Genomic DNA, 26351 nt, shown 5'->3' with positions numbered 1-26351 from the left:
CCCGGTACCTCCCGCACCTCCTGCAGGGGAGTCATTTCTTCATGCGTGTGAACAGAATCAGCCGTGCCCGCACGCGGGCGGCCGTCGGACTGTCCGTGGCCGCGCTGGCCGCCGGTGCCACCACCGGAACCGGTCCGGCCGCCGCCCAGCCGCGCGCCGCCGCACCCGCCGCCGCCGAGTGCAGCGCCGCCTACCGCATCGAGCAGAAGCTCGCCACCGGCACCACCTGGCGGATGTGCTGGCGCTACGACAGCAAGGCCGGACTCGTCCTCGACGACGTCTCCTACCAGCCCAAGGGCGAAGCCAAGCCGATCAAGGTCCTCAACAGTGCCCGGCTCGGCCAGATCCATGTCCCCTACGACGACGGCAGCGTCGAGTACGACGACCTGACGGGCTTCGGCTTCGCGCAGGGCCTGATGAACCTGGCACCGGGCGAATGCCCCGGCGGCACCATCAAGACCGTCAAGGTGCCGGACGCCTGGGACCCGCAGCACCCGAACGTCAACGGCCTGTGCACCACCACCCGCACCCGGGGCCACGCCTACCGGATGCAGGGCGACAGCGCGACCAAGGTCTACCAGACCCAGGGCAAGGACCTGCTGGTGTACACCGTCAACCAGGTCGGCTGGTACGAGTACATCTCCGAGTGGCGCTTCCAGGACGACGGCACGATCACCATGAACGTCGGCGCGACCGGCAGCCTCTCCTACGAGGACTACGACGCGGGCGACGGCCGCGGCTGGCCGATCGGCAAGGGCGCCAAGGCATACGCCACCAGCCACAGCCACAACGTCTTCTGGCGGCTGGACTTCGGCCTCGACGGCTCGTCCAAGACGAAGATCGAGCAGTACGACTCGACCGTCACCGCGCCGGCCCGCGGCCAGGAGGCCCCCACCGCGAAGACCACCCGCACCAAGGTCACCAAGGAACTCGCCGGGGACTACAAGACCTACCGCTGGTGGCGGGTGGTCAGCGCCACCGGCAAGAACAAGGACGGCCATGCCCGTTCGTACGAGATCGTCCCCGGGCCCACGACCAGGTACCCCGGGCGCAGCTACACCCGGCACGACGTGTACTTCACCCAGTACAACAAGTGCGAACAGTTCGCCAGCAACAACACCGGCAACTGCCCCGCCGGGGCGGGCAAGTCCGTCGACAAGTGGGTGAACGGCCAGACCCTCACACACCCCGTGGTCTGGATGAACGTGGGCTTCCACCACATAGCGCGGGACGAGGACCAGCAGCCCATGCCGGTCCACTGGCAGGGGTTCTCCATCGCCCCCCGGGACGTCACCGCCATGAATCCGCTCACTCCCGACCAGCTCTCCTGGCAGAACGGACACTGGCAGCCTCGCAGTTGAGAGACGACCTGTCCATCCGGCTGCATCGCCGACCGCTCCCGGAGTACCCTTCCTTGATCGTTGGGGGATCGTTGGGACAGGGATGCTCGGGGGAGCGGAAGGCGGTGCACGGGTGGGCTCGGGAGGGCTGGAGCTGCCCCCTGGTGACGAGGGTCACGAGGGGAACTCCACAGACGTCCCGCCCGGCGCGGTGTCCCTGGCGCGGCCGATGGACGCGGCGGGCTCGATCGGCCCGGAACTGGACTGGGACACCGACGCCTGGCTCGAGGTGCGCACCCGGGCCCAGCGGGCCGGGCGGGCCTATATCTGGCTGAACCTCGTCGAACAGCGGCTGCGCACGGTCGTGGCCGCCGTCCTGCGGCCCATCTACGAGCCCGTCCACGGCGACGAATGGGTGGTCGCCGCGGCCGGCCCCGCCGGACAGGAGTGGGTGCAGCGCGCGGTCGCCGTGCGCGAGGTCAGCCGCCGCAAGGGCTATCTGCTCGATCCGGCCGACGACAACGTGCTCAGCTTCCTCACACTGCCGCAGCTGCGCGAGCTGATGGTGCAGCACTGGCCGTGCTTCGAGCCCTACTTCGACGAGCGCCGGGACGTCGAACTCGCCCTGGACGAGCTGGAGGTCACCCGCAACGTCGTCTCGCGCAACCGCGCGCTGTCCGAGGCCGTCCTGGGCCAGGCCGAGCGGGCCTCCGCCCGGCTGCTGGACATGCTCGGCGCGGGCGGTGACGTGCCCTCGGCACGGCGGCTGCCCGTCGACGCGGTGGAAGACCTGGTCGGCGACCGGTACGCGGACGTGGTCGCCGTGCACCCGGACCGGGTGCGGCTGCTGCGCCAGTTCCCCGCCGAGGACATCTTCGGCGGCGCCCGCCGCCTGGACGCCATCGGGATCGGCCTCAACCTGCTCGTGCAGAACTTCTCCGGACGGCGCCTGGTGCGGCTGGCCGAGACCGGCGGCCGGGCCCGTCTGCTCTTCCTGAACCCGGCCTCCAGCGCAGTGAAGCGGCGGGAGCGCGAACTGGGGATGAAACGGGGCGAGCTGAGCCGGTCGGTCGAGATGAACATCCTGCACATGCGCCGGGTGCGGTCCCGGCTGCGCGACCCGGACGCCTTCGAGATCCAGGTGTACGACGAGACGCCGCGCTTCACGGCGTACCTCGTGGACGGCGACGGCGCGGACGGGATAGCCGTGGTGCAGTCCTATCTGCGCGGGGCGCGGGGGATGGAGTCACCGGTGCTGGTGCTGCGCGGCGGGAGCCGCGTGGTCAAGCCGGACGACGTGGTCGAAGCCGGACTCTTCCCCACCTATCGCGAGGAGTTCGAGCTGGCTTGGGCTGATTCGCGCCCGGTGTCCTGAACTGTCGCCGGACACAAGCGGAATGCGACCCTCGGATTGTCAGTGGCGCATGCGATGGTGAGAACCACTGGGGGAACGCACCATCAAGAAGGGGGGCCGCCCATGGGCCGGCACCGGGAGCCGCTGATCGGCTTCGACCTGGGGACGACCGGGACGACCGGGACGGATCCGCGTAGGACGCGCGGCGTCCCAGCCGTCGTCGCCGACGTCCCAGCCTTCGTCGCCATCGACGCCGTATTTTGTCCTCGCGCTTCGGCAGAGTCCCGGGCCTTGCGGGTCGCATCGGTGAACGGGGTCCCGCGATGAGCTGGATCAGCGGGCCGCTGGTCGCCTTCGACCTGGAAACCACGGGGACCGACATCGAGACCGACCGGATCGTCACCGCGGCGGTCGTGGCCGTGGCCGCGGACGGGCGACCGCCCGAGCCACGAACCTGGCTGCTCGACCCGGGCGTCACCATCCCGCAGCAGGCTTCGGCCATCCACGGCATCTCCACGGAACACGCCCGCAGCCATGGCGTGTCGGCCGCTCCCGCGATCGAGGAGATCACCTCGACCGTCGCCGACGTGGTGAACTCGGGCACCCCGCTGGTGGTGATGAACGCGCGGTACGACCTCTCGCTCCTGGACCGCGAGTGTCGACGCCACGGCATAGAGCCGCTCGCGACGCGGCTGCACGGCGAGGCATCGCCCGTCATCGACCCCCTGGTCCTGGACAAGCACGTGGACCGCTACCGAAAAGGCTCGCGCAACCTCCGGGCGCTCTGCGCGCACTATGGGGTGCCGCTCGACGACGCGCACAACGCGGTCGCGGACGCGGTGGCCGCGGCACGCGCGGCGCGATCCATGGGCGCCAGACACTCGGTGATAGCCACGCTGGCCCCGGCGGAGCTGCACGACCTCCAGGTCCGTGCGGCGGCCGAACAGGCCGTCTCGCTGCAGAGACATCTGCGCCGCACCTCGAACCCGGCGGCGACGGTCGAGCCGGCCTGGCCGGTCGTGCCGTACGGTCACTGACACCCGACCCGAGGGCCGGAGCGCATCCGACGCACCGGGCCCGTGCGGCGGATGCCCGCTCCGTCAGAAGGAGTGCCAGCGCACCGTTTCGTCGCCGTCGCGCAGCGACGCCACCCGGCGGCGGAACTCGGCCAGTGCCCGGGGGTCGGCCGGGGCGTGCTGGGCGACCCAGGCGCAACTGGCCGTCTCCCGGGCCCCGCGCAGCACCGAGCAGCCCTCCCAGTCGCGCACGTCCCAGCCGTATGTCTCGGTGAAGGAGTCGTAGGCCGCGGCGGGCAGGCCGTAGCGGTCGCGGGAGAGGGCCATGACCACCAGGTCGTGCTCGCGCAGGTCGGCGGAGAAGGTCTCCAGGTCGACCAGGACCGGTCCGTCCGGGCCGATGTGCACATTGCGGGGGAGCGCGTCGCCGTGGATGGGGCCCGGCGACAGCCGGGGGGTCAATGCGGCGGCGGCCGTCGCGAAACCGTCGCGGCGCTCGCGCAGAAATGCCGCGTCCGCGGGGTCGATCGCGTCGCCCGCGAGCCGCAGCCAGCGCTCCACACCGCCCAGCAGCTCGCGCCGCGGCAGCTCGAAGGGGGCGGCGGGCAGGGCGTGCACGAGCCGCAACAGCGCGGCCAGGTCCCGGGGTTCGGCGGGCCGCAGAGTCGTGGGCAGCCGGTGCCACACGGTGACCGGGTGACCGGCCACCAGCCGGGCCTCCGGGTCGGCCGCCCGCACCGCCGCAACGCCCGCCTCGGCCAGCCAGCCGGCGATCCGCAGCTCGCGCCGCGCCCGGTCCAGCAGTTCGGCGTCCCGGCCCACCTTGACCACCAGGTCACCGGCGGCGAACACCGCGTTCTCGCCCAGGGCGAGGAGCCGGGCGTCCTGGACGGGACCCGGCAGCACCCCAGCCGTGGCCAGTACGTCCCGCGCGCGAGCCTCGTCCATCGTCCGCCTCCGTGTGCGTGCCCAGGGCGCAGCCCGGTGGAGCCGCCCGGCGGCCAGTGTCGCATCCGTACAGGTGACGGCCTGTACGCGGTGTCTGTACGTGGTCTCTTGACGCGGTCCGTCCGCCGTCGTCACGGCCATGACGTGGGCCCGCGCGGTCCGCGCGGAGGGGGCAGATACCGGTGGCGGTGGGCAGGCACCGTAGCGGTGGTGACCGACGCGAGAGGGAGACCGGCGGGGCGGCCACCGGGCCGGGCCGCGACGGGCCGCCACCGGTCACGGCGCCGGGCTCCTGATGCTGCCCGCCCTGATCCCCTCTCCTTCGCCCTGGTCCAGGTACCGGCCAACGGCGTACTGGCCGACCGCGTACCGGTCAACGGTGGCCCAGGCGGACGCACTCCGTGTCATGCGCCGTTTCTCGCATCGTGGCACCGCCCGTCCGGCCGCCCGGAAACCTCGTTGCACGAGACGTATCGTCTTGTCTAGCCTCGCGGCATGACCACTCCCGCGCATATCGCCATGTTCTCCATCGCCGCCCACGGCCATGTGAACCCCAGCCTGGAGGTGATCCGCGAACTCGTCGCGCGGGGGCACCGGGTGACGTACGCGATCCCGCCGGCCTTCGCCGAGAAGGTGGCCGGGACCGGGGCCCGGCCGGTGCCCTACACCTCCACGCTGCCCGGCCCGGACGCCGACCCCGAGGCATGGGGGAGCACCCTGCTGGACAACGTGGAGCCTTTCCTGAACGACGCGATCCAGGCGCTGCCCCAGCTGATCGAAGCCTACGAGCACGGCGGGCACGGCGTGCCGGACCTCGTCTTGCACGACATCGCCTCCTATCCGGCCCGGGTGCTCGCCCATCGCTGGGGCGTGCCCGCGATCTCGCTCTCGCCGAACCTGGTCGCCTGGGACGGCTACGAGGAGGAGGTCGCCGAGCCGCTGTGGGCCGAGCCGCGCAAGACCGAGCGCGGCCGGGCCTACTACGCCCGCTTCGAAGCCTGGCTCGCGGAGAACGGGATCACCCAGCACCCCGATCCCTTCGCCGGCCGCCCGCCACGCTCCATCGTCCTGATCCCGAAGGCGCTCCAGCCGCATGCCGACCGGGTCGACACGCGCGTCCACAGCTTCGTCGGCGCCTGCCAGGGCGACCGCGGCGCCGAGGGCGACTGGCGGCGCCCCACCGGCGCCGAGAAGGTGGCGCTGGTGTCGCTCGGCTCGGCGTTCACCAAGCAGCCCACGTTCTACCGGGAGTGCGTCGCGGCGTTCGGGGACCTGCCCGGCTGGCACCTGGTGCTCCAGATCGGCCGGCACGTCGACCCCGGCGACCTGGGCGTCCTCCCCGCGAACGTGGAGGTGCGCTCCTGGGTCCCGCAGTTGGCGATTCTGAAGCAGGCCGACCTGTTCGTCACGCACGCCGGCGCGGGCGGCAGCCAGGAGGGGCTGGCCACCGCCACGCCGATGATCGCCGTACCGCAGGCCGTGGACCAGTTCGGCAACGCCGACATGCTCCAGGCCCTCGGTGTGGCCCGGCGCCTCGACACCGAGAAGGCGGACGCCGCGACCCTGCGGGCCACGGCGCTTGCCCTGGTCGACGACCCCGAGGTGGCCCGGCGGCTCCAGCGCGTCCAGGCCGAAATGGCCCAGGAGGGCGGCACGCCGCGGGCAGCCGACCTCATCGAGGCCGAACTCCCCGCCCACCGCCGGTGACCCCGCCGCCCCGACGAGCCGCGCACACGGGCCTGTTGGGTCGCGTCCGGAAGGGGGCCGAGCGGGGGCGTACGGGGGCTGATGCGGCTGCTGCCCCTCACCATCTTCGGAGTGTTCGTCGCGGAGCATGGAGTTGATTGGGTCCTCCGCAGCGGGACGACGCCGGGGCCGGGGACGGTCGGGCGGGCGGCTTCCGGGGTGGTCGGCAGCGCGACGATGGTGACTGGCTGCCGGCAGTGCGGGCACCTCCCTCGTGGTGGTGTGGCGCAGGACACAGGAACGGGGTCGGGTCGGCGGAGAGAAAAAAGTGTGAGACATACACAACCCAGTGAGTCGTTGCGCGCGCGAGTACGGGCGGGAGACCGTGCGGCGTTCGCCGACCTGTACGACCAGAACGCTCGCGCGGTCTACAACCATGCCCTGCGGCTGACCGGTAACTGGTCGGACGCCGAGGAAGTGATGTCCGAGACCTTCCTGGGTGCCTGGCGCACCCGGGGGACGGTGGATCCGGAGGGCGGTTCACTCACACCGTGGCTGCTCGGCATCGCGACGCACAAGGCGCACAACGCCAACCGCGGGCTGCGCCGGCGGCTCGCCTTCCTGACCCGCAGCCCGGAGCCCCGGCCGGTGGGGGACTTCGCGGACGAGACGGCCGGCCGGATCGACGATGCGCGCCGTCTCGGGCTGGTTTACGACGCCCTGCGTCAACTGAGTCGCCCAGACCGTGAGGTGATCGCTCTGTGCGTCGGTGCCGGGCTGGACTACCAGCAGGCCGCCGAGGCGCTGGGTATCCCGGTCGGCACCGTGAGATCGCGGCTCTCGCGGGCCCGGACACGACTGGCCCGGTACAGCTCCGATCCGGCGCCTCGAAAAAATGCGGAACCGCGTGGCTGTCGCGGAGAGGAAGAGAGTGAAGCCGCGATCGCGGCCCTGTTCCTGCGGGAGGAAACCCGATGAAACGCCGACAAAACCTGCGGGCCGACTCTGCCCGGAGTGAGGCAGAGCAACTGCTGGCAGCTTCGGCCGACTGGGACCTCTCGCCGAGCCGCCATCGTCATTACAAGGACATTCTGATGCAGCAGATCGACCAGGACGACAGCCCTTCCGCCGAAAGGTCGCCCGCTCCGTCCCGCCGCAGGGTGCCGCGCCTGGCCCTGGCGTTGCCCGCCATGTCGCTGGTGTTGGCCGGCGCCCTGGCCATCACGGCCTTCGTCCGCGACCACAGCTTTGCCCCGGAGGCCGGGCCCATCGCTTCCGCACCTGCCCAGGTGAACAACGCGACCGCCACCCTCGGCCGGATCGCCGCTGCAGCCATGAAGACGGACGCGACGCCGGTGAAGGAAAACCAGTTCGTGTACGTCCAGCGCCTGGCGCGCGAGAACAAGGGCGCCCTCAGCGGTCCGGTGGTGCTCGGCGCGGCGTACAAGGAAGAGATCTGGCTGGCCCAGAAGCCCGGTCCCTCGACCAGGACCGGCTGGCTCCGTTCGAGCGGCAAAGACGCCACAATGCCTGGTCAACTGGTGCCCAGCACGTTCGCGACTCCCGTGCGACCCGGTCTCTGGTACCCCACCTACGCATGGCTGGCCTCACTGCCCACCGACAGCGACGCCCTGCTCAAGCTGCTCTACACGCAGACCACGGTGGAACGGGGCGAATCGGAAGACGAGGCCGTCTTCAGGACGATCGGCGACCTGCTGGGCAGCGTGATCATGCCGCCCGCCACCGCCTCCGCCCTGTACAAGGCCGTCGCCAAGGTTCCCGGCATCACCTGGATCCCCGACGCCGTCGACGCGGCCGGGCGCCACGGCATCGGCATCACCCACAGGGACGGCGGTTCCGCGACCCGGACCGTGTTGATCTTCGACAAGGGCACTCTCGCCTACATCGGCTCGCAGGCGTACTTCATCAGCCACGGGGCCACGGTCAGGGGTACTACGAGCGACGTACTGTTCGGCATCGACGCCGTCATGGAACGCGGGGTTGTCGACCGGCAGGGCGAGGCACCCGCGAAGACCGCCAGTTGAATCCGACCCGTAGACGAAGATCGCCGGTTGAATCCCGCCCGTAGCCAGGGACGGGCTGAATCGGGGGTCCCGCTGCCGCAGGCTCTCCACCACTCACCGACGCCAGTTCGGCGCGCCGAGCAAGATCGCACAAAGGGGGGAGATCAACTGAGCAGGTTTGCCGAGCCCCGCGAGCGGGGGTGGCGAGATTCGAAGAGCGCCATCAGGCTCGGGGGCTCTGTGGCTTTCGGGGGCCGTGAGCGAGAAGCGCGGCCGTCGCCCCCGGAGCGGGGAGCCGCGGGGGTCCCCTGGTCGGGGCGGGCGTCGGGGCCGTGGGTCCCGGGCAGCACGGGCGAGGGCCCGTCGGTTCCCTCTGGGGGATCGGCGGGCCCTCGTGTGGAGGGGGTTCGGGTTCGGGGTCAGACGCGCAGCGGTTCTTCCTCGTCCCGGTGTGCCGGGGCCGGCGGCTCGGGGGACTCGTCGTGGGTGAGGTCGGGCAGCCGGTGCAGCCACTTCGGCAGGTACCAGTTCCGCTCGCCCAGCAGGGCCATGACGGCCGGCAGCAGCACACCGCGGATGACGGTCGCGTCGATGAGCACCGCCGCCGCGAGGCCCACACCCATCTGCTTCATGGACTGCATGGACAGCGTGCCGAAGATCGCGAACACGGCGACCATGATGACGGCGGCGCTGGTGACCACGCCCGCCGTGGTGACCACCCCGTGCTGGATCGCCTCCTTCGTGCTGCGCCCGCGCAGCCGTGCCTCGCGGATCCGGGAGACCACGAACACGTGGTAGTCCATGGACAGGCCGAACAGGATCACGAAGAGGAACAGCGGCAGCCAGGTGACGATCGCGCCTACGCCCTCCGCGCCCACCAGCGAGGCGCCCCAGCCGTGTTGGAAGACGGCGACGAGAATCCCGTAGGCCGCGCCCACCGACAGCAGATTCAGCACGATCGACGTGATCGCGACGGTCAGTGAGCGGAACGACAGCAGCATCAGCAGGAAGGCGAAGACGACCACGAACGCGAAGACCGGGACGACGGAGCCGACCATCCGGTCGTTGAAGTCCTTGGAGCCCGCGACCTGTCCGGTGATCGGCGCCGCAAGGCCGTCGATCTTGCCGAGGGTGGCCGGCCGCACCTCGTCGCGCAGCTTCTCCAGGCTCTTGCCCGCCTTGTCCATGTCGGAGCCGCCGACCAGCGGCACGGACACCAGGGCGACGTTCTGCGCGTCGTGCAGCGTGATGTCCACCGGGCCGCGTGAGGCACCCGAGTCGACCGCCTGCTGCTTGAAGTCGGCCAGCGCCTGCTTGACCTCGGGCGCGTTGATGTCCCGCGCCTTGACGACCACCTCGGCCGGCTCGGAGCCCCCCGGGAACGCCTCGTTGACGCGGTTGTAGGTCTGCACCATGGGCAGCTCGTTCCCGAACTCCTGGTCCAGGGTGAGCTGCGAGGTCTTCATGCCCAGCGCGGGCGCCGCGACGGCCAGCAGCGCGCCCATGGCGACGACGACGGACACCAGGGGCCGGGCGAGCACGCCCCGCAGCACGGCGGTCCAGAACCGGCTCTCGGCGGGCGCGCCCCGGCTGCGCCGGCGCAGGAACGGGATCCGCCCCTTCTCGACCCGCCCGCCCAGCAGCGACAGCAGCGCGGGCAGCACCGTCACCGAACCGACCATCGCGACCGCCACGACCATCAGCGAGGCCAGGCCCATCGCCTCGAACTCGGCGATCCCGGTGAAGAGCATGCCGGCCATCGCCACGCACACCGTGACACCGGAGACGATGATCGCGCGCCCGCTGGTCGCGGCGGCGATCATGAGCGCCGTGGCCGCGTCCCGTCCGGCCTCCCGCTCCTCGCGCTCCCGGCGCAGATAGAACAGGCAGTAGTCGACGCCGACCGCCAATCCGACCAGCAGCATCACGGAGTTGGCGGTGTCGCTCATCGGCTGGAGGTGGCTGACGAGGCCCATCAGACCCATCGTCGCCATGATCGCGGTGATCGCGAGGGCCACCGGCAGCAGCGCGGCCACCAGCGCGCCGAAGGCGATCAGCAGAATGCCGAGGGCCACCGGCACGGCGGAGTACTCGGCCTGCTGGAAGTCGGACCCGAAGGCGTCCTGGTACTGCTTGTTCATGCTGGCGCCGCCGATCTCCTCGATCCGCAGCGACCCATGGTCCTTCTGCACGCCTTCGACGGCCTTCAGCACCGGCTCGACCCGATCGGCGGCGGTCTCCGCCTCGCCGCGCATGTCGAACTGCACCAGCGCGCTGTGGCCGTCCTTCGAGATCGTCCCCGTGTCGTACGGGGACGTCACGTCGGTGACCTTGCCGGTGGCCCCGACCGCCTCGACGACATCGGCGACGGCGGCCTTGAACGCGGCGTCCGTGGTCTTCAGTGAGCCGTCGCGGGCCTGGATCAGCACGGACTCGCCGGCCGGCTCCTTGATCCCCGCGTCGTCGATGATCTGCGCCGCGGTGTGCGTCTCGCCCCCCATCTGGTTGCTCGCGTCGACGTCGACCCGTCCCGCGGTCGAGCCGAGCCCCATCGCCAGGACGACGAACAGCACCCATATGCCGACGGCAGCCCATCGGTGCCGTGCGCTCCAGCCGCCGGCCCGGGCGGCCAGGCCCCGCACCCGCGAATCTCGGTTCCCCATGACGGGCTTGCCCCCTCGTGTGCGGTGACGGCCCCGGCCGCCACGCGTTCGCTACGTGTCACTTCGAAGGTAGGGGCGGGATAAGCCCGTCTCGTCGTGCTGCCCGGTGAACTGCGGCCTGCCCGGCTCATTCCACGGGACTCAGGGAGCTCATCGCCCAGGAGTACGGCTGCCCCTTACACGTATCCGGGGCCGCGGCGAGGGGGATCAGGGTGGCCGACCTGCGCCGCGTCCGATCCGTCGGCGAAGAACCCGCTTTGTGATGACGAGGGCTTGATGAAACAGTCACAGGTGCGTGAACTGGGTGTTCCCCGCCCTGCCGATCGGCGAGAGTTTCGCCCAGCCCGCGACCACGACCACGGGCACGGGCACGGCCGTCGTGCCCGCCCCCACGGGGCACGACGGCCCCTCGTCGTTATCGTGTGCGGATGACGACGTATGCGGCGCTGCTGCGCGCGATCAACGTGGGCGGCAGAAAGCTCCCGATGGCCGAGCTGCGCCGGCTCCTGGAGGGCCTCGGCCATCACCGGGTACGCACCTATCTGCAGAGCGGCCAGGCCGTCTTCGTGTCCGACCACGGCGACGAGGAGTCCCTGGCCGCGGAGATCAGCCGGGCGGCCGGGGCGCGGCTCGGCTTCGTCGTGGACGTGATCGTGCGCGATCACGCCTATCTCAAGGCGGTCGCCGACGACTGTCCCTTCCCGGCCGCCGACCTCGAACCCCGGCAGCTGCACGCCACCTATTTCTCCGCCCCCGTCGACGCGGCCCGCTACGCGGACATCGACGCGGCCGCCCACCTCCCCGAGGAGTTCCGCCTCGGCGATCGCGTCCTGTATCTGTACTCGCCGGACGGCCTGGGCCGCTCCAAGCTGGCGGAGGCCCTGTCCCGGCCCCGCCGGACCAAGGACGTGATCGCCACCAGCCGCAACTGGAACACCGTGCTCAAACTCGTGGAGCTGACCGCCGGGGCGGAGTGAGCCCGCGCGGGCCGAGGCGCGGTGCCGGGGAGAGGATCGCCCGGAGCGGGGCCGGTCCCGCGTGGGCGGCCGGGCGGCGGACCTCGTCCGGTGGGCGGTCGCCGGGCCGCCGGACCCGCCGGCCGGCCCGCGGGGCTGTCGCGTTTGTTCAAGAGGCCCGCGTCGGCGCTCCCTAGCGTGGGCCGCATGACGTACGACGCTCTGCACCCGTACATGACCGAATGCGCCGCCGAGGCGGCCCGCGTCGCACGCGGGGTGCCCGCGGCCCGGCTCGACGACCGCTCGCACTGCACCGACTGGAACGTCCGCACCCTCGTGAACCACTGGGTCCTCTACACCTCGCACGGCCTGGAGCACCGCGCCCTGCGCAGGCCGCTGTCCGAGGAGCTGACGGCCCGCGACTTCACCGCCGATCCCGGTTGGGCCGAGGCGTACGCCGCCCAACTGGACCGCGCGGTCGCCGCCTGGGCGGACCCCGCGGTGTGGGAGGGCGAGATCGACCTCGGCCCGGCGACGATGCCGGCCACCGAACTCGCCGCGATGATCATCAAGGAGATGGCGGTGCACGGCTGGGACGTGGCGGTCGCCACCGGCCAGGAGTTCCACGTCTCGACGGGCGTCGCCCGCCTGGTCCTTGAGGTGGTGGACAAGCACGGCGACCTCTACCGGCAGTACGACGGCTTCGCCGACCCGGTGCCGGTGCCCGACGACGCGCCCGTGTTCGAGCGGGCGCTGGCGTCGAGCGGCCGGGACCCGAGGCAGGGGGCGGCCGGCCGTTCCTCCACGAACGTTTGATCTTTCGCCCGAGGCGGCGTTTCGTGTTCCCGACGGTCCGGACCGCCCGGACGGGGAAGGAAGCGCGGCACGGTGAACGGGATCACGGGCGAGGCCGGGTGGCTTGCGGCACGTTCCGAGGAGGACCGGCCGCATCTGACGACCGTGGCCCGCCAACTGCTCGGCTCCGGTGGCGCCCCATAGGGCCGCGGGGAACTGCGCGCTCGGCCACGACGCGCCCGCACCCGACGGACGGCAGGTGAGGGTGCTGTCAGCCGAGCGGTGAGCGCGAGGTCAGTGGCGTGAGGCTGGCGTCCCGTAGGGGCGCGGGGAACTGCGCGCTCGGCCACGACGAGGCGGCAGTTGACGGACGACCTGTCACGGTGTTGTCAGCCGAGTGGTGAGCGTGAGGTCAGTGGCGTGAGGCTGGCGTCCCGTAGGGGCGCGGGGAACTGCGCGACCGGCCACGACGAGGCGGTAGTCGACCGACGACCTGTCACGGTGCTGTCAACCGAGCGGTGAGCGCGGCCGCGGGGAACTGCGCGACCGGCCACGACGAAGCGGTAGTCGACGGACGACCTGTCGTGGTGTTGTCAGCCGAGCGGAGCGCGAGCGTCCTCCCGGCGGAGCCGACCGCCGCGTCGTACCGCTCCAGCACCACCCGGGCCACCTCCGGCGCCGGGCCCAGCACCTCGGCCAGAACGTCCGCGCCCGCCTCCCGCGCGCCCCGCGCGATACGGTCCGGCAGGAAACCGGGCGCCAGAACGTACGGCGCGACGGCCACCCGGGCGCAGCCGAGATCGCGGAGTTCCCGCACCGCCTCCTCGGTGCGGGGGAACCCCGCGGGCGAGCCGGCGGCGGCGAACGCGGGCCGCACGGCGCGCCAACCGGTGTGCCGCCACTCCCGCGCGATATCGGCGATCACCGCGATCGCCTCCGGGTCCGTGGACCCCGCCGAGGCCAGCACGACCCCGGTCGAGGACCGGTCGGCGGGCGCCACCCCGGCCGCGCGCAACCGGCGCTCCAGCGCCGCCAGCAGCCGCGGTGACGGCCCGAGCACCTCGGCCTGCCGGATCCGCAGTCGCGGCGGGGCGTCCCGCAGCACCGCGGGCACATCAGCCTTCGCATGGAAGGCCCGGGTGAGCAGCAGCGGCAGCGCCACCACGTCCCGTACGCCCGCCGCCGCCAGCGACTCCAGCACCCCGTGCGCGCGGGGCACGTCGAAGTCGAGGAAGCCGGTCTCCACCCACAGCCCCGGCCGCAGCGACCGTACCCGCCGCACCAGGGCGTGGACGGTCGCGGCATGCCGTGGATCGCGGCTGCCGTGGGCGATCACCACGAGCGCGGGACGGACCGGTGTGCGCATGCCGTGCCTCAGCCCTTCACCAGCAGTCCGCGGCTGCGCAGCACCCACCGCTCCAGCGGGCTGAAGATCAGCAGGTCGATGGCGATGCCGACGAACAGGATGAGCAGGATGGCCTCGAACACCATGGCCATGTCGCTGGCGTTGCGGCCGTTCTCCAGCAACTGGCCAAGACCCACGCCCAGGTCCGGGAACGACGCGATGATCTCGGCGGCCATCAGCGAGCGCCACGAGAACGCCCAGCCCTGTTTCATGCCCGCCACATAGCCGGGCAGCGCGGCGGGCAGCGTGATGTGCCAGGTGCCCTTCAGACCCGTCGCGCCCATCGTGCGGCCCGCGCGCAGGAACAGCGGCGGCACCTGGTCCACGCCGGACACCAGCCCGTTGGCGATCGACGGGACCGCGCCGAGCAGGATCACCGCGTACATCATCGAGTTGTTCAGGCCCAGCCAGATCACGGCCGGCGGCACCCACGCCACCGACGGCAGCGACTGGAGGCCGGACAGGATCGGACCGATGGCCGCGCGCACGAACCGCACCCGCGCCACCAGCAGACCCAGCGGGGTGCCGATGAGGAGCGCGAAGCAGAAGCCGAGCAGACCGCGCGAGACGCTGGTCCAGATGTAGTCCAGGAGCGTGCCCTGCAGCCAGGCGTCCTGGATCGCGTGCCACACCGCCGTCGGGGAGGGCAGCTTGGTCGGATCGTCGACGATCTTGAGGGAGATCAGGCCCTGCCAGACCACCAGCACCACGACGATCGCGGTGACTGGCGGTACGACCTTGTCCACAAGGGTCTTGCGCAGCGGGGTGCGGCCCGCGGCCGAGGTCTCCAGCGCGTCGAGGCCCGCCTCGATGCCGGGCAGTTCGGCGGCGTCCGCCGTCTTCGTCTCAGTGCTGGCCATGGCGGCGGATCTCCCCACGCAGTACTTCGGTGATCTCGACGGACAGTTCCGCCACCGGAGCGTCCTCGATGCGCCGCGGCTGTGGAATGTCGACCGTCCACTGGCGGGCCACCCGGCCGGGCCGGGAGGACAGCAGGACGACGCGCTGGGCGAGCCGTACCGCCTCGCGCACGTTGTGCGTCACGAACAGCACGGACAGCCCGGTCTCGGCCCAGATGCGGGTCAGCTCGTCGTGCAGCACGTCCCGGGTGATGGCGTCGAGCGCCGCGAACGGCTCGTCCATCAACAGCAGATTGCTCTCCTGGGCGAGCGCGCGGGCCAGCGCGACGCGCTGCCGCATGCCGCCCGACAGCTCGTGCACGCGCTTGCCGTACGCGCCCTTCAGCCGGACCAGTTCGAGCAACTCCTCGGTCCTGGTGCGACGCTCGGGCTTGGCGACGCCCCGGAGCTTGAGGGCGAGTTCGATGTTCTTGCCCGCGGTGAGCCACGGGAAGAGGGCATGCTCCTGGAACATCAGGGCCGGGCGGCCGTCCGTGGTGATCGCACCGGCGGTGGGCTCGTCCAGGCCCGCCACCAGGTTCAGCAGCGTGGACTTGCCGCAGCCCGAGGCCCCCAGGAGGGTGACGAACTCGCCCGGCGCGACATCGAGGCCGATGTCGTCCAGGACGAGCTGCTGCCCGCCCGGTCCCGTGAAGGACTTCGAGACATGCTCAAGGCGTGCGGCGTACTCGACGGCCTCGGCGGCCTCGGCGTACGTCGTGGCCATGGTCGTCACCTCCTGGGAACTGGTCGGATCGGGTCAGCTGGTGCCGAGACCGGCGGCGTCGACCGGGCTTTGGCCCGCGGCCTTGAGGACCTTGTTGAGGATCGTCAGATCGTAGATGCCGGCCAGGTCGGGCTTCTCCAGCAGACCGGCCTTGACCGCGTGCTCCGCCTCGGTGTGCAGTGTGGACGCCAGCGGGTCGTCGGTGATCTGGATCGACTTCCACGCCGGGTCCAGGACCTTGGCGGGCAGCGCCTTGCCGGAGTCCAGCTCCAGCTGCTTGTTGGCCGCCGCCTTCGCCTCGTCGGGGTTCGCGTTGATCCACTTGTTGGTCTCGACGGACGCCTTCAGCACCGCCTCGACGGCCTTCGGGTGCTCCTTGAGGAACTTCTGCGACACGATGATGTTCGTGATCACGAACTTCTTGTCCGGCCACAGATCGGCCTCGTCGAGCAGCACCTTGCCGCCCTCGGCGACCAGCTTCGACGCCGTCGGCTCCGGCACCCAGGCGCCGTCGAGCGAGCCGGCCTTGAACGCGTCAGGGGTCACCTTGTTGTCGCTGCGGACGACCGTGACATCACCCTTGCCGCTCTGCGCGTCGACCTTCCAGCCCTGGTCCGCGATCCAGTTGAGGAAGGCCACGTCCTGCGTGTTGCCGAGCTGAGGCGTGGCGATCTTCTTGCCCTTGATGTCCTTCAGGGACTTGATCTTGTCCGGGTCGACCACGAGCTTCACCCCGCCCGAGGCCGAACCGCCGATGATCTTCAGGCTCTTGCCCTTGGACTTGGTGTAGCCGTTGATCGCCGGGGAGGGGCCGATCCAGCCGATGTCGATGGAACCGGCGTTCAGCGCCTCGATCTCGGAGGGCCCGGCGTTGAAGGTGGCGTACTGGGCCTTGGTGGCCCCCAGCTCCTTCTGGAAGAAGCCCTTCTGGTTGCCGACGAGCGCGGTCGCATGGGTCAGGTTCCCGAAGTAGCCGATCCTGACGGAGTCCAGGCCGTCGGTCTTCTCGGAACCTGCGGCGACCTTCTGGTCGGACGAGCTGTCCTTGGACTCGGAGCCGTAACCGCAGGCGGCGAGTGCGAGGAGGGGGAGCGCAGCGGCCACGGCGAGCCCGCGGCGGAGTGCAAAGGAGCGGTTGGCAGGCACGGGAGGTGTTCCTCTCGTTGGCCCGGCGGTCACGGTCTCTCAGGCCGTGGCCGGGAGGTCGGCAGGTCTTCGGTCAGGGGGGTGGGGGGTGAGGGCGCGCAGGCAGTGCGCGTACGTCAGCGCACACATCGCGCCACCCCGCCCTGCCCGCTGCCGAGGGCGCCGCTGCCGACGCGGCCGCCCTCCTTGGCGAACGTCGAGAAGACGTCGGTTGTGGTCATGGTCAGAAGTCCCAGCCGTCGTTCTTGTCCTTCTCGTTCTCGTCCTCGTCCTTGACCGGCTCGGGTGCGGCGAAGGACTCGCCGACCATGCCGGCGGTGAGCGTCGTGCCGTCGCTCGGGTCGATCAGGATGAACGAGCCGGTGCGACGCGAGTCGGCGTACGAGTCGAGCGGAAGCGGTTCGGCGGTGCGGATCTTGACCCGCCCGATGTCGTTGGCGACGAGTTGTCCCGGGTGCGGGTGCAGGGAGAGGTCGTCGAGGGTGAGCCGGGACGGGATGTCCTTGACGATCGCCTTCACGGTGCGGGTGCCGTGCTTGAGCAGCACCCGGTGGCCGACGGTCAGCGGCTGGTCGGCGACATGACAGACGGTCGCCTCGACGTCCTGTGTGGTGGCCGGCGCGTCCTTGCTCGGCACGATCAGATCGCCGCGCGAGATGTCGATGTCGTCCGCCAGCAGGATCGTCACCGACTGGGTGGTCCAGGCCGCCTCGACCGGCGTGCCCAGCAGATCGATGCCGCTGATCCTGGAGGTCCGGCCGGCCGGCAGGATCGTTACGTCGTCGCCGACGTGGAAGGTGCCGGCGGCGATCTGTCCGGCGTAGCCGCGGTAGTCGGGGTGCTCGGTGGTCTGCGGGCGGATGACGTACTGCACGGGCAGCCGGGCGTGGCAGTGCGCCAGGTCGTGGCTGACCGGGACCGTCTCCAGGTGCTCCAGGACGGTCGGGCCGCCGTACCAGTCCATGGTGGCGGAGGGCTCCACCACGTTGTCGCCGACCAGCGCCGAGATCGGGATCGCGGTGACCTCGGGGACGCCCAGCTCCATCGCGTATGCGGTGAACTCCTCGGCGATCGCGGCGAAGACGGACTCCCGGTAGTCGACGAGGTCCATCTTGTTGACGGCGAGGACGACATGGGGGACGCGCAGGAGGGCGGCGATGGCGGCGTGGCGGCGGGTCTGTTCGACGACGCCGTTGCGGGCGTCGACGAGGACGACGGTGAGTTCGGCGGTGGAGGCGCCGGTGACCATGTTGCGGGTGTACTGCACATGGCCGGGGGTGTCGGCGAGGATGAACCGGCGGTGCGGGGTGGCGAAGTAGCGGTAGGCGACATCGATGGTGATGCCCTGTTCGCGTTCGGCGCGCAGCCCGTCGGTGAGCAGGGCCAGGTCGGGGCCCTCCTGTCCGCGGCCGGCCGAGGCCCGTTCGACGGCTTCCAGCTGGTCGGCGAGGACCGACTTGGAGTCGTGCAGCAGACGGCCGACGAGCGTCGACTTGCCGTCGTCGACGGAGCCCGCGGTGGCGAACCGCAGCAGGGTGGTGTCCTGGAGTTCCGCGGTGGTCGTCGTGGTCATGCTAGAAGTACCCCTCGCGCTTGCGGTCTTCCATCGCTGCCTCGGAGAGCTTGTCGTCGGCGCGGGTGGCGCCGCGTTCGGTGAGCCGGGAGGCGGCGATCTCGGCGATCACCTTGTCGATGGTGTCGGCGTCGGAGTCGACGGCGCCGGTGCAGGACATGTCGCCGACCGTGCGGTAGCGGACCTGCCGCTTCTGCACGCTCTCGCCGTCCTTCGGCCCGCCCCACTCGCCGGCGGTCAGCCACATGCCGTGCCGCTCGAAGACCTCGCGTTCATGGGCGAAGTAGATCTGGGGCAGGGTGATGTCCTCGCGGGCGATGTACTGCCAGACGTCGAGTTCGGTCCAGTTGGACAGGGGGAAGACACGGACGTGTTCGCCGGGTGCGTGGCGGCCGTTGTAGAGGTTCCAGAGTTCGGGGCGCTGGCGCCGGGGGTCCCACTGGGAGAACTCGTCGCGCAGCGAGAACACGCGTTCTTTGGCGCGGGCCTTCTCCTCGTCGCGGCGTCCGCCGCCGAAGACGGCGTCGAACTTCTCGTGCTGGATCCTCTCGGTGAGCGGGAGGGTCTGGAGCGGGTTGCGGGTGCCGTCGGGGCGTTCCTTGAGCACACCGCGGTCGATGTAGTCCTGGACGGAGGCCACATGGAGGCGCAGGCCATGTGTGCTGACCACACGGTCGCGGTAGTCGAGGACTTCGGGGAAGTTGTGGCCGGTGTCCACATGGAGCAGGGCGAAGGGCACGGGTGCGGGGGTGAATGCCTTCAGCGCCAGGTGCAGCATGACGATGGAGTCCTTGCCGCCGGAGAAGAGGATCACCGGTCGTTCGAACTCGCCCGCGACCTCGCGGACGATGTGCACCGCCTCGGACTCCAGCGCGTCCAGATGCGACAGCGAGTACGGCGTGCTCGTGCCCTCGTCGGCCTTGGGGACGGTCGTCATGCCAGTCCCCTCTCGCCGAGCAGGGCGTACACCGACGCCGCGGACTCCTGCACGCTCTGGTGCTGCGACTCGATCCGCAGATCGGGCGCCTCGGGCTCCTCGTACGGGTCGTCGACGCCGGTCAGCCCGGTCAGCTCGCCCGCCGCCTGCCTGGCGTACAGGCCCTTCACGTCCCGCTCGCTGCACACCTCGACCGGGGTCGCCACATGCACCTCGACATACGACGTCCCGTTCTCCTCGTGGCGCCCCCGGACCGCCTCGCGGCTGTCGGCGTAGGGCGCGATCACCGGGACGAGCGCCTTGACGCCGTTGCGGGCCAGCAGTTCGGCGACGAAGCCGATGCGCTGCACATTGGTGTGCCGGTCCTCGCGGCTGAAGCCGAGGCCCGCCGAGATGAACTCGCGGATCTCGTCGCCGTCGAGCACCTCCACGAGGTGGCCCGTCGCGCGCAGCCGGCCGGCCAGCTCGTACGCGATGGTGGTCTTGCCGGCGCTCGGCAGACCTGTGAGCCAGACGGTGGCTCCGGTCGTCACGTGTGTCTCCTGGGTCTCGGTGATCGTCATTCGTGCAGCCCGCACTCGGTCTTGGCGCGCCCGGCCCACCGGCCGGCGCGCGCGTCCTCGCCCGCCAGCACCCGGCGGGTGCAGGGCGCGCAGCCGACGGAGGCGTATCCGTCCATCAGCAGCGGGTTGGTGAGCACACCGTGCTCGGCGACATACGCGTCCACGTCGTCCTGGGTCCAGCGGGCGATCGGGGAGATCTTGACCTTCTGCCGCTTCTCGTCCCAGCCGACGACCGGGGTGCCCGCCCGGGTCGGGGACTCGTCGCGGCGCAGTCCGGTCGCCCAGGCCAGATAGTCCTTGAGGCCCTCCTCCAGGGGCTGCACCTTGCGCAGCCGGCAGCACAGGTCGGGGTCGCGGTCGTGCAGCTTCGGGCCGTGCTCGGCGTCCTGTTCGGCGACCGACCGGCGCGGGGTGAGGGTGATGACGTTGACGTCCATCACCGCCTCGACCGCGTCGCGGGTGCCGATGGTCTCGGGGAAGTGGTAGCCGGTGTCGAGGAACACCACGTCGACCCCCTTCATGGCCCGCGAGGCCAGATGGGCGACCACCGCGTCCTCCATCGAGGACGTCACACAGAAGCGACGGCCGAAGGTGTCCGCCGCCCATCGGAGGATGTCCAGCGCGGACGCGTTCTCCAGCTCACGTCCCGCCTGTTCGGCGAGCGCCCGCAACTCCTCGCTCCTGCGGTCTTCCTGAGCGGTCGTCATATGCGATCCTGCCCTCCGTGGTCGGCATCCCGAAGGCCGCCCTCCCGATGAGCGGCGCCCGCCTCCGGTGCGCTGAAGTCGGCGCTTCTGCGGCTCACGCCCCGGGCCAGCAGCCCGAGGAACGCCAGCTGGAAGGCGCGGTTGCACGCCGCGCACTCCCAGGCTCCGTGGTTCTGTTCGCTCGGACGCAGGTCCTCGTCGCCGCAGTACGGGCAGTAGAAGGGGGCGGCCCGCTCGCTCATGACAGGGCCTCCTCGTCGGCCCGGGCGGCCCAGGCGGCGAACCGCTCGCCGTCCGCGCGCTCGGCCTGGAAGCGCTTGAGGACGCGCTCCACATAGTCCGGCAGTTCCTCGGAGGTCACCTTGAGGCCGCGCACCTTGCGGCCGAACCCGGCCTCCAGGCCGAGCGCGCCGCCCAGGTGCACCTGGAAGCCCTCGACCTGGTCGCCGTTGTCGTCGAGGACCAGCTGGCCCTTGAGGCCGATGTCCGCGACCTGGATGCGGGCGCAGGCGTTCGGGCAGCCGTTCACATTGATGGTGAGCGGTTCGTCGAAGTCGGGGAGGCGGCGCTCCAGTTCGTCGATCAGCGAGGCGCCGCGCGCCTTCGTCTCCACGATGGCCAGCTTGCAGTACTCGATGCCGGTGCAGGCCATGGTGCCGCGTCGGAACGTGGACGGGCGTACGGTCAGGTCCAGCGACTCCAGGCCCGCGACCAGCGAGTCGACCTGCTCCTCGGTGACGTCCAGCACGATCATCTTCTGCTCGACGGTGGTCCGCACCCGGCCCGAGCCGTGCGCCTCGGCGAGGTCGGCGATCTTGGCCAGGGTGGTACCGTCCACCCGGCCGACCCGCGGGGCGAAGCCGACGTAGAACCGGTCGTCCCGCTGCCGGTGCACCCCGACGTGATCGCGCCAGCGCTCCACAGGCTGGGCGGGCGCGGGGCCGTCGAGCAGTTTCCGCTTCAGGTACTCGTCCTCCAGTACCTGCCGGAACTTCTCCGCGCCCCAGTCGGCGACCAGGAACTTCAGCCGGGCCCTCGTGCGCAGCCGCCGGTAGCCGTGGTCACGGAAGATCGAGATGACACCCTCGAAGACGTCCGGCACCTCGTCCAGCGGTACCCAGGCGCCCAGCCGCTGCCCGAGCTTCGGGTTGGTGGACAGACCGCCGCCGACCCACAGATCGAAGCCGGGCCCGTGCTCGGGGTGCTCGACGCCGACGAACGCGACGTCGTTGATCTCATGCGCCACGTCGAGCAACGGCGAGCCGGAGACGGCGGTCTTGAACTTGCGGGGCAGGTTCGAGAAGGCCCGGTTGCCGATGAACCGGCGGTGGATCTCCTCGATGGCCGGGGTGCCGTCGATGATCTCGTCCTCGGCGATGCCGGCGACGGGCGAGCCCAGGATGACGCGGGGCGTGTCACCGCATGCCTCGGTGGTGGACAGCCCGACGGCCTCCAGGCGGTTCCAGATCTCGGGGACGTCCTCGATCCGGATCCAGTGCAGCTGGATGTTCTGCCGGTCGGTGATGTCCGCGGTGCCGCGCGCGAACTCCTGCGAGACCTCGCCGATGACCCGCAGCTGCCGGGTGGTCAGGCGACCGCCGTCGATCCGCACCCGGAGCATGAAATGGGTGTCGTCCAGCTCCTCCGGCTCCAGGATCGCGGTCTTGCCGCCGTCGATCCCGGGACGGCGCTGGGTGTACAGCCCCCACCAGCGCATCCGGCCGCGCAGGTCGTTGGGGTCGATCGAGTCGAAACCGCGCTTCGCATAGATCGTCTCAATGCGCGTCCGTACATTGAGACCGTCGTCGTCCTTCTTGAACTGTTCGTTGCCGTTGAGCGGGGTGAAGTGACCCGCGGCCCACTGACCCTCTCCGCGGTGACGGCTCACCTTGCGGCGGGGCGCGGAGGCAGCAGGGTTCGGCGGAGTGGCGGCCATGGTGAATACGTCCTTCGGGACAGGCGGAAACGGCTCTGACCTGCGCTACGGGCGCGTGGCGGCATCCCTGCGCATCATTGCGCAAGAAGAGGGTGAAGAGGGGAATGTCGGCTTCGCTGCAGGTGCTCAGCTCGCCGGACAGATGGCGCTGGACATGCGGCCGAGGTCGACGTGCCGCCGACTCACCAAGGCGATTCCAGTTCCAGACATGACGGAAGCGTGTCACGGCGTTCTGGACACAGTCCAGCATCTTCCGCCATGTGGACATCCTCGTCCCGACATGCGAGACGAGGGTGTCATCGGTCACATGTTCCGCGGGGAGCCTTGTCGACGCAGGTCAGGCAGGGTAGGCGCCGGGCCACGGGCCGGGCGTGGGGGCCTCGCGCTCCTCCTCGACCTTGGTGTCGAGCAGCCGGAACCCTCGGCGCAGATAGTTGTCCATCGCGTGCTCCCCGTCCTTGCTGCACGTATGCAGCCACACCCGCTTCGTCGGGGTCAGCTTCGGCCACCGCTCGGCGAGGTCCCAGGCGCGGGCCGCGCCGTACGACAGCAGATGGCCGCCGATCCGCCGGCCCCGGAACGCCGGGAGCAGGCCGAAGTAGATGATCTCCACGACGCCGTCGTCCTGCGGACCCAGTTCCATCGGCCCCAGCTCCATATAGCCGGCGGGTGTGCCCCGGTCGTAGGCGACCCAGGTCTCCAGGCCGGGCCGGTCCAGCTGCTCCAGCCAGCGGGCATGGCTCCAGCCGAGCCGGTCGGTCCAGCGGATGTCGCCGCCGACCGAGGTGTAGAGGAAACGGCTGAGTTCGGGGGAGGGGACCTCGGCCCGCACGACCCTGACGTCTGCGTCGGGTGCGGCGGCGGGCAGCAGGTCGGCCGGGGAGGTCTGCTCCAGGGACCACGTGGTGACGGTGCGGGTTCTCATGCCGGCCAGGGAACCAGCTGGCCCGGCGACCTGTCGATGGTGGTCAGGGAACCAGCTAATCCAGCGACCTGTCGATGGTGGTCAGCGGGACGGCGAAGAGCATCCGGTCGGTGACCGACCACACCTCGCCGGTGTCCTGCGCGTAGGACAGCGCCCCGGGGTGCTCCGCCCAGCAATGGTGCGTGGCGTCCGAGCCGCAGCGCGCCGCCCGCGCGCCCTTGGTGTCCTGGCGCCACAGGCTGCCGTGGCCGTCCAGGTCGCCGGGCGGATGTCCGAGATACCAGACGGGGCGGGCCGACCCCGGCGGCCGGTACGACAGCAGGCCGCGGATCCCGGCGGCCCGAGTCGTGTACGCCTCCACCGCGTCAGCCCGCCCGGCGGCATCCGTGGCGAGCAGGCCGCTGCGGGCCGGGTCCGCACTGAACGAGTACCGCCACAGCCGGGCCCGCCGGTCGCTGCCGGCGGCGGTGTCCTCGCCGACCACGAGACTGTCCGGTGCCGTGCCGCGGTCCAGCGAGATCGTGCCCGGACACGGGGAGCCGGTCGCGGTGCACCGTCCCGCCGGGTAGCGGTAGGCGGCGACGGCGGGCATCACATACTGGTGGCCGTCGGCCGACCAGCCGCCCGGCACCCGGCCGATCGCCCTGCCGTCGACCGTGGTGTGCTGGATGCGGTGCAGATCGTAGACATAGAGCGCGTCGCCGCTGCCGGTGGCCGTGGTGACCAGCAGCTTGTCCTGGTACCAGACCATCCCGGAGACCCGCGAGGACAGGCCACGGTAGTCGCGGCCGTCGGCGGTGGGGACCACGAGGAGCACCCAGCGGTAGGCGAGCCGGGTGGGGTCGTCGGCGTCCACGAAGGCGACCCGGGCCAGGCCCCGGTCCGCGGCCGGCCCGTCCGTGGTGCTGTGCGTCGCGCCCGCGAGCAGCACGCGGTGCTCGCCCCACAGCCCATCGTCGTCCGCGTCCGCCGAGGTGGTCACCGAAGCGGTCCGCCAGTCCCGCACGGCGGGGTCGGCGGGATCCCAGCAGTACGCGCGCTCGGGCGCCGGTGCGACCGGCAGCGCGTCCCGGTCGTCCGCCGCGCACCCGGCCGCGGTGCGCAGGGTACGGTCGGCGCTGCGCAGTACGGCGTCGACACCGACCGGGCGGCCCATCGCCGAGGCCAGCCGGTCCAGCGTCCGACGCGGCACCGGGCGCTCCTGGAGCCGCAGCTTCGCGGTGTCGGCGGCGGAGGTCAGCGGCTTGAGCGCACCCGGGTCGCCGGCGACCGTGGCCTGCGAGGCACTGATCAGGGTGGCCGCCGCGGTGAGCGCGAGCGCGGCCCCGGCCAGGACGGCGCGCAGCGCCTGGCCCCGTTTGCGCCGGCGATGTCTGCCGCGATGCTTCATAGTTCCTCCCGAGGCGGGCCAACTGCGCCTGATGGTCCGTACGTTGACCAAGGAGCAGGTGGGGAGGCCCGTACGGGGATGCTACGGCAGGAGCGGGCCGCGGCGGTCGAAGACCCTGCAAATATGCGGAAGATACCGCCCGATGCGCCGAATCGGATGCTTCGCATATGCCACGGGTAGTACCCTCTCACCGCTCGCGTGCCGCCGTGACCGCCGGGGCCGTCGAGTGCGGCAGCAGGTCACGGATCTGGTCGGGAAGCAGCACCTCCACCTCGGCGTCCTCGCAGAAACGATACGGCCGGTGGCGCAGAAGCACCCCGAGATAGCGCCGGATCCGCGACAGCTCCGCGCGCACCGTCACCGTGCGGGACGGATCGCCGAACACGTCCTCGGCCAGGTCCGCCGCGCTGCGTCCGGCCCGGTGCACGGCCACCAGATACAGCAACTCGGCATGCCGCAGACTCAGTTCCCGCGACCAGGGGGCCGCCCCCGCGGACACCGTCACCGACCAGCGGTGCGGCCGCGCCAGATCCAGCACCACCCGGGTCGCGGCGGGCGGCGGCTGCTCGTCCACCGCGCGCACCAGCCAGCCCCCGGCCAGCGGCTCCACCGAGCAGGCGCCGAGCCCCGCCAGCCAACGCCGGCCCGCCGTCAGCGACTTGGGCAGCGCGATCCGCCGGGTGTACGGCATCCCCGTGACCGCCGCCGTCCAGCCGTTCTCGTCCACCACCAGGGCCCGCTCGTCCAGCCGCGCCAGCACCGGGGCCGCCACCGCGCGCAGCCGCTCAAGCGACCCGTGATGCCGCTCCCGCAGCCGCGCCTCGGCCAGCTTCGCCACCGAGCCGACCCACGCCAGCGTGGCCGGGTGCATCGTCTCCAGCGGGCCGCTGATGTCCACCACGCCGAGCAGCCGGCCGTCCCGCGGATCGGTGATCGGGGCGCCCGCACAGGTCCAGGAGGTGTGGGTGCGGACGAAGTGCTCGGCGGCGAACACCTGGACGGGCCGGCCCACCACCGCCGGGGTGCCCACGCCGTTGGTGCCGACGACGTCCTCCCGCCAGTCGGCACCCACTTCAAAACCGAAGCCGTCGGCCTTGCGCAGCACCGACGTACATCCCTCGCGCCACAGCACCCGGCCGTCCGCGTCCGCGACCACCATGATGTGGTGGGCGGTGTCCGCCACCGACAGCAGACCCTCGCGCAGCACCGGCAGGACCGGCGCGAGCGGCGACACCTCACGTCGGCACCGCACCTCGTCGGCGCTGAGCGGCGCCGGCCTGACATCGCGGTCCGGGTCGACGCCGCCGCGCAGCATGCGCCCCCAGGACTGCTCGATCACCGGTCGGGGCGCGATCCGCGCG

General features: G+C 71.3%; 24 protein-coding genes. 8 read left to right on the top strand and 16 right to left on the bottom strand.

Going from position 1 to position 26351, the window contains the following annotated elements; genetic code table 11:
- Positions 1 to 41: 41 nt before the first annotated feature.
- The 3 genes from ACWEKM_RS29470 (at position 42) to ACWEKM_RS29460 (ending at position 3731) form a co-directional block, all read left to right on the top strand.
- A complete protein-coding gene (locus ACWEKM_RS29470) occupies positions 42 to 1361 on the top strand; it encodes a copper amine oxidase (protein ID WP_451624291.1) in 1320 nt (439 codons plus the stop codon).
- A gap of 82 nt (positions 1362 to 1443) precedes the next feature.
- A complete protein-coding gene (locus tag ACWEKM_RS29465; RefSeq protein WP_451624290.1) occupies positions 1444 to 2715 on the top strand; it encodes an SAV2148 family HEPN domain-containing protein in 1272 nt (423 codons plus the stop codon).
- 302 nt (positions 2716 to 3017) lie between these two features.
- The gene (locus tag ACWEKM_RS29460) at positions 3018 to 3731 is read left to right on the top strand and encodes an exonuclease domain-containing protein (RefSeq protein ID WP_451624289.1); all 714 of its coding nucleotides are present in this window, start codon (positions 3018 to 3020) and stop codon (positions 3729 to 3731) included.
- A gap of 63 nt (positions 3732 to 3794) precedes the next feature.
- Here the strand turns inward: ACWEKM_RS29460 and ACWEKM_RS29455 are convergent, their stop codons facing one another.
- On the bottom strand, positions 3795 to 4658 hold the full coding sequence (locus ACWEKM_RS29455) for a phosphotransferase enzyme family protein (RefSeq protein WP_451624288.1): 864 nt from the start codon (positions 4656 to 4658) through the stop codon (positions 3795 to 3797).
- Positions 4659 to 5153: 495 nt separating this feature from the next.
- Here ACWEKM_RS29455 and mgt point away from each other — a divergent pair, with 495 nt between their 5' ends.
- From mgt to ACWEKM_RS29440, 3 genes are all read left to right on the top strand, one after another.
- Entirely contained in the window at positions 5154 to 6365 is a 1212-nt protein-coding gene (gene mgt / locus ACWEKM_RS29450; protein WP_451624287.1) for a macrolide-inactivating glycosyltransferase, read from the top strand.
- 336 nt (positions 6366 to 6701) lie between these two features.
- Positions 6702 to 7322, top strand: a complete 621-nt coding sequence (locus tag ACWEKM_RS29445; RefSeq protein WP_451624286.1) for an RNA polymerase sigma factor — start codon at positions 6702 to 6704, stop codon at positions 7320 to 7322.
- Positions 7319 to 8389 (top strand): CU044_5270 family protein, encoded by a 1071-nt coding sequence (locus ACWEKM_RS29440; RefSeq protein WP_451624285.1) that lies wholly within the window; start codon positions 7319 to 7321, stop codon positions 8387 to 8389. Before ACWEKM_RS29445 ends, ACWEKM_RS29440 begins: the two co-directional genes overlap by 4 nt.
- Before the next feature lie 398 nt (positions 8390 to 8787).
- Here the strand turns inward: ACWEKM_RS29440 and ACWEKM_RS29435 are convergent, their stop codons facing one another.
- On the bottom strand, positions 8788 to 11031 hold the full coding sequence (locus ACWEKM_RS29435) for an MMPL family transporter (RefSeq protein WP_451624284.1): 2244 nt from the start codon (positions 11029 to 11031) through the stop codon (positions 8788 to 8790).
- A 428-nt stretch (positions 11032 to 11459) separates the two neighbouring features.
- On the opposite strand from ACWEKM_RS29435, the gene ACWEKM_RS29430 reads away from it, so the two are divergent.
- Both ACWEKM_RS29430 and ACWEKM_RS29425 read left to right on the top strand, forming a co-directional pair.
- Positions 11460 to 12008 carry a DUF1697 domain-containing protein gene (locus tag ACWEKM_RS29430; RefSeq protein WP_451624283.1) on the top strand — a complete coding sequence of 183 codons (549 nt, stop codon included), beginning with the start codon at positions 11460 to 11462 and terminating at the stop codon, positions 12006 to 12008.
- Positions 12009 to 12194: 186 nt separating this feature from the next.
- Positions 12195 to 12803, top strand: a complete 609-nt coding sequence (locus ACWEKM_RS29425) for a TIGR03086 family metal-binding protein (RefSeq protein ID WP_451624282.1) — start codon at positions 12195 to 12197, stop codon at positions 12801 to 12803.
- A gap of 475 nt (positions 12804 to 13278) precedes the next feature.
- On the opposite strand, the gene ACWEKM_RS29420 is transcribed toward ACWEKM_RS29425, so the two are convergent.
- The 14 genes from ACWEKM_RS29420 to ACWEKM_RS29355 form a co-directional block, all read right to left on the bottom strand.
- On the bottom strand, positions 13279 to 14148 hold the full coding sequence (locus ACWEKM_RS29420; RefSeq protein WP_451624281.1) for a sirohydrochlorin chelatase: 870 nt from the start codon (positions 14146 to 14148) through the stop codon (positions 13279 to 13281).
- A gap of 8 nt (positions 14149 to 14156) precedes the next feature.
- Positions 14157 to 15047 (bottom strand): ABC transporter permease, encoded by an 891-nt coding sequence (locus ACWEKM_RS29415; RefSeq protein ID WP_451624280.1) that lies wholly within the window; start codon positions 15045 to 15047, stop codon positions 14157 to 14159.
- Positions 15034 to 15813, bottom strand: coding sequence for an ABC transporter ATP-binding protein (locus ACWEKM_RS29410; RefSeq protein ID WP_451624279.1), 780 nt, complete (start codon positions 15811 to 15813; stop codon positions 15034 to 15036). The genes ACWEKM_RS29415 and ACWEKM_RS29410 overlap by 14 nt, the downstream gene beginning before the upstream one ends.
- Positions 15814 to 15846: 33 nt before the next feature.
- The gene (locus tag ACWEKM_RS29405) at positions 15847 to 16959 is read right to left on the bottom strand and encodes an aliphatic sulfonate ABC transporter substrate-binding protein (RefSeq protein ID WP_451624278.1); all 1113 of its coding nucleotides are present in this window, start codon (positions 16957 to 16959) and stop codon (positions 15847 to 15849) included.
- Between the two features lie 223 nt (positions 16960 to 17182).
- On the bottom strand, positions 17183 to 18532 hold the full coding sequence (locus tag ACWEKM_RS29400) for a sulfate adenylyltransferase subunit 1 (protein WP_451624277.1): 1350 nt from the start codon (positions 18530 to 18532) through the stop codon (positions 17183 to 17185).
- A 1-nt stretch (position 18533) separates the two neighbouring features.
- The gene (gene cysD / locus ACWEKM_RS29395; protein WP_451624276.1) at positions 18534 to 19469 is read right to left on the bottom strand and encodes a sulfate adenylyltransferase subunit CysD; all 936 of its coding nucleotides are present in this window, start codon (positions 19467 to 19469) and stop codon (positions 18534 to 18536) included.
- Positions 19466 to 20002 (bottom strand): adenylyl-sulfate kinase, encoded by a 537-nt coding sequence (gene cysC, locus ACWEKM_RS29390; RefSeq protein ID WP_451624275.1) that lies wholly within the window; start codon positions 20000 to 20002, stop codon positions 19466 to 19468. The genes cysD and cysC overlap by 4 nt, the downstream gene beginning before the upstream one ends.
- Before the next feature lie 26 nt (positions 20003 to 20028).
- Entirely contained in the window at positions 20029 to 20739 is a 711-nt protein-coding gene (locus ACWEKM_RS29385; RefSeq protein ID WP_451624274.1) for a phosphoadenylyl-sulfate reductase, read from the bottom strand.
- Positions 20736 to 20981, bottom strand: coding sequence for a hypothetical protein (locus ACWEKM_RS29380; RefSeq protein WP_451624303.1), 246 nt, complete (start codon positions 20979 to 20981; stop codon positions 20736 to 20738). The genes ACWEKM_RS29385 and ACWEKM_RS29380 overlap by 4 nt, the downstream gene beginning before the upstream one ends.
- On the bottom strand, positions 20978 to 22675 hold the full coding sequence (locus ACWEKM_RS29375; RefSeq protein ID WP_451624273.1) for a nitrite/sulfite reductase: 1698 nt from the start codon (positions 22673 to 22675) through the stop codon (positions 20978 to 20980). Before ACWEKM_RS29375 ends, ACWEKM_RS29380 begins: the two co-directional genes overlap by 4 nt.
- Positions 22676 to 22801: 126 nt before the next feature.
- A complete protein-coding gene (locus ACWEKM_RS29370) occupies positions 22802 to 22885 on the bottom strand; it encodes a putative leader peptide (protein WP_309486338.1) in 84 nt (27 codons plus the stop codon).
- A gap of 127 nt (positions 22886 to 23012) precedes the next feature.
- Positions 23013 to 23600, bottom strand: a complete 588-nt coding sequence (locus ACWEKM_RS29365; protein WP_451624272.1) for a GNAT family N-acetyltransferase — start codon at positions 23598 to 23600, stop codon at positions 23013 to 23015.
- A gap of 55 nt (positions 23601 to 23655) precedes the next feature.
- Positions 23656 to 24990 carry a hypothetical protein gene (locus ACWEKM_RS29360; RefSeq protein ID WP_451624271.1) on the bottom strand — a complete coding sequence of 445 codons (1335 nt, stop codon included), beginning with the start codon at positions 24988 to 24990 and terminating at the stop codon, positions 23656 to 23658.
- A 187-nt stretch (positions 24991 to 25177) separates the two neighbouring features.
- On the bottom strand, positions 25178 to 26351 hold a 1174-nt coding region (locus ACWEKM_RS29355), incomplete at its 5' end, for a GAF domain-containing protein (RefSeq protein ID WP_451624270.1).

The sequence above is a fragment of the Streptomyces sp. NPDC004752 genome (genome assembly GCF_053601275.1).
This window is presented reverse-complemented; position numbering and strand designations above follow the sequence as displayed.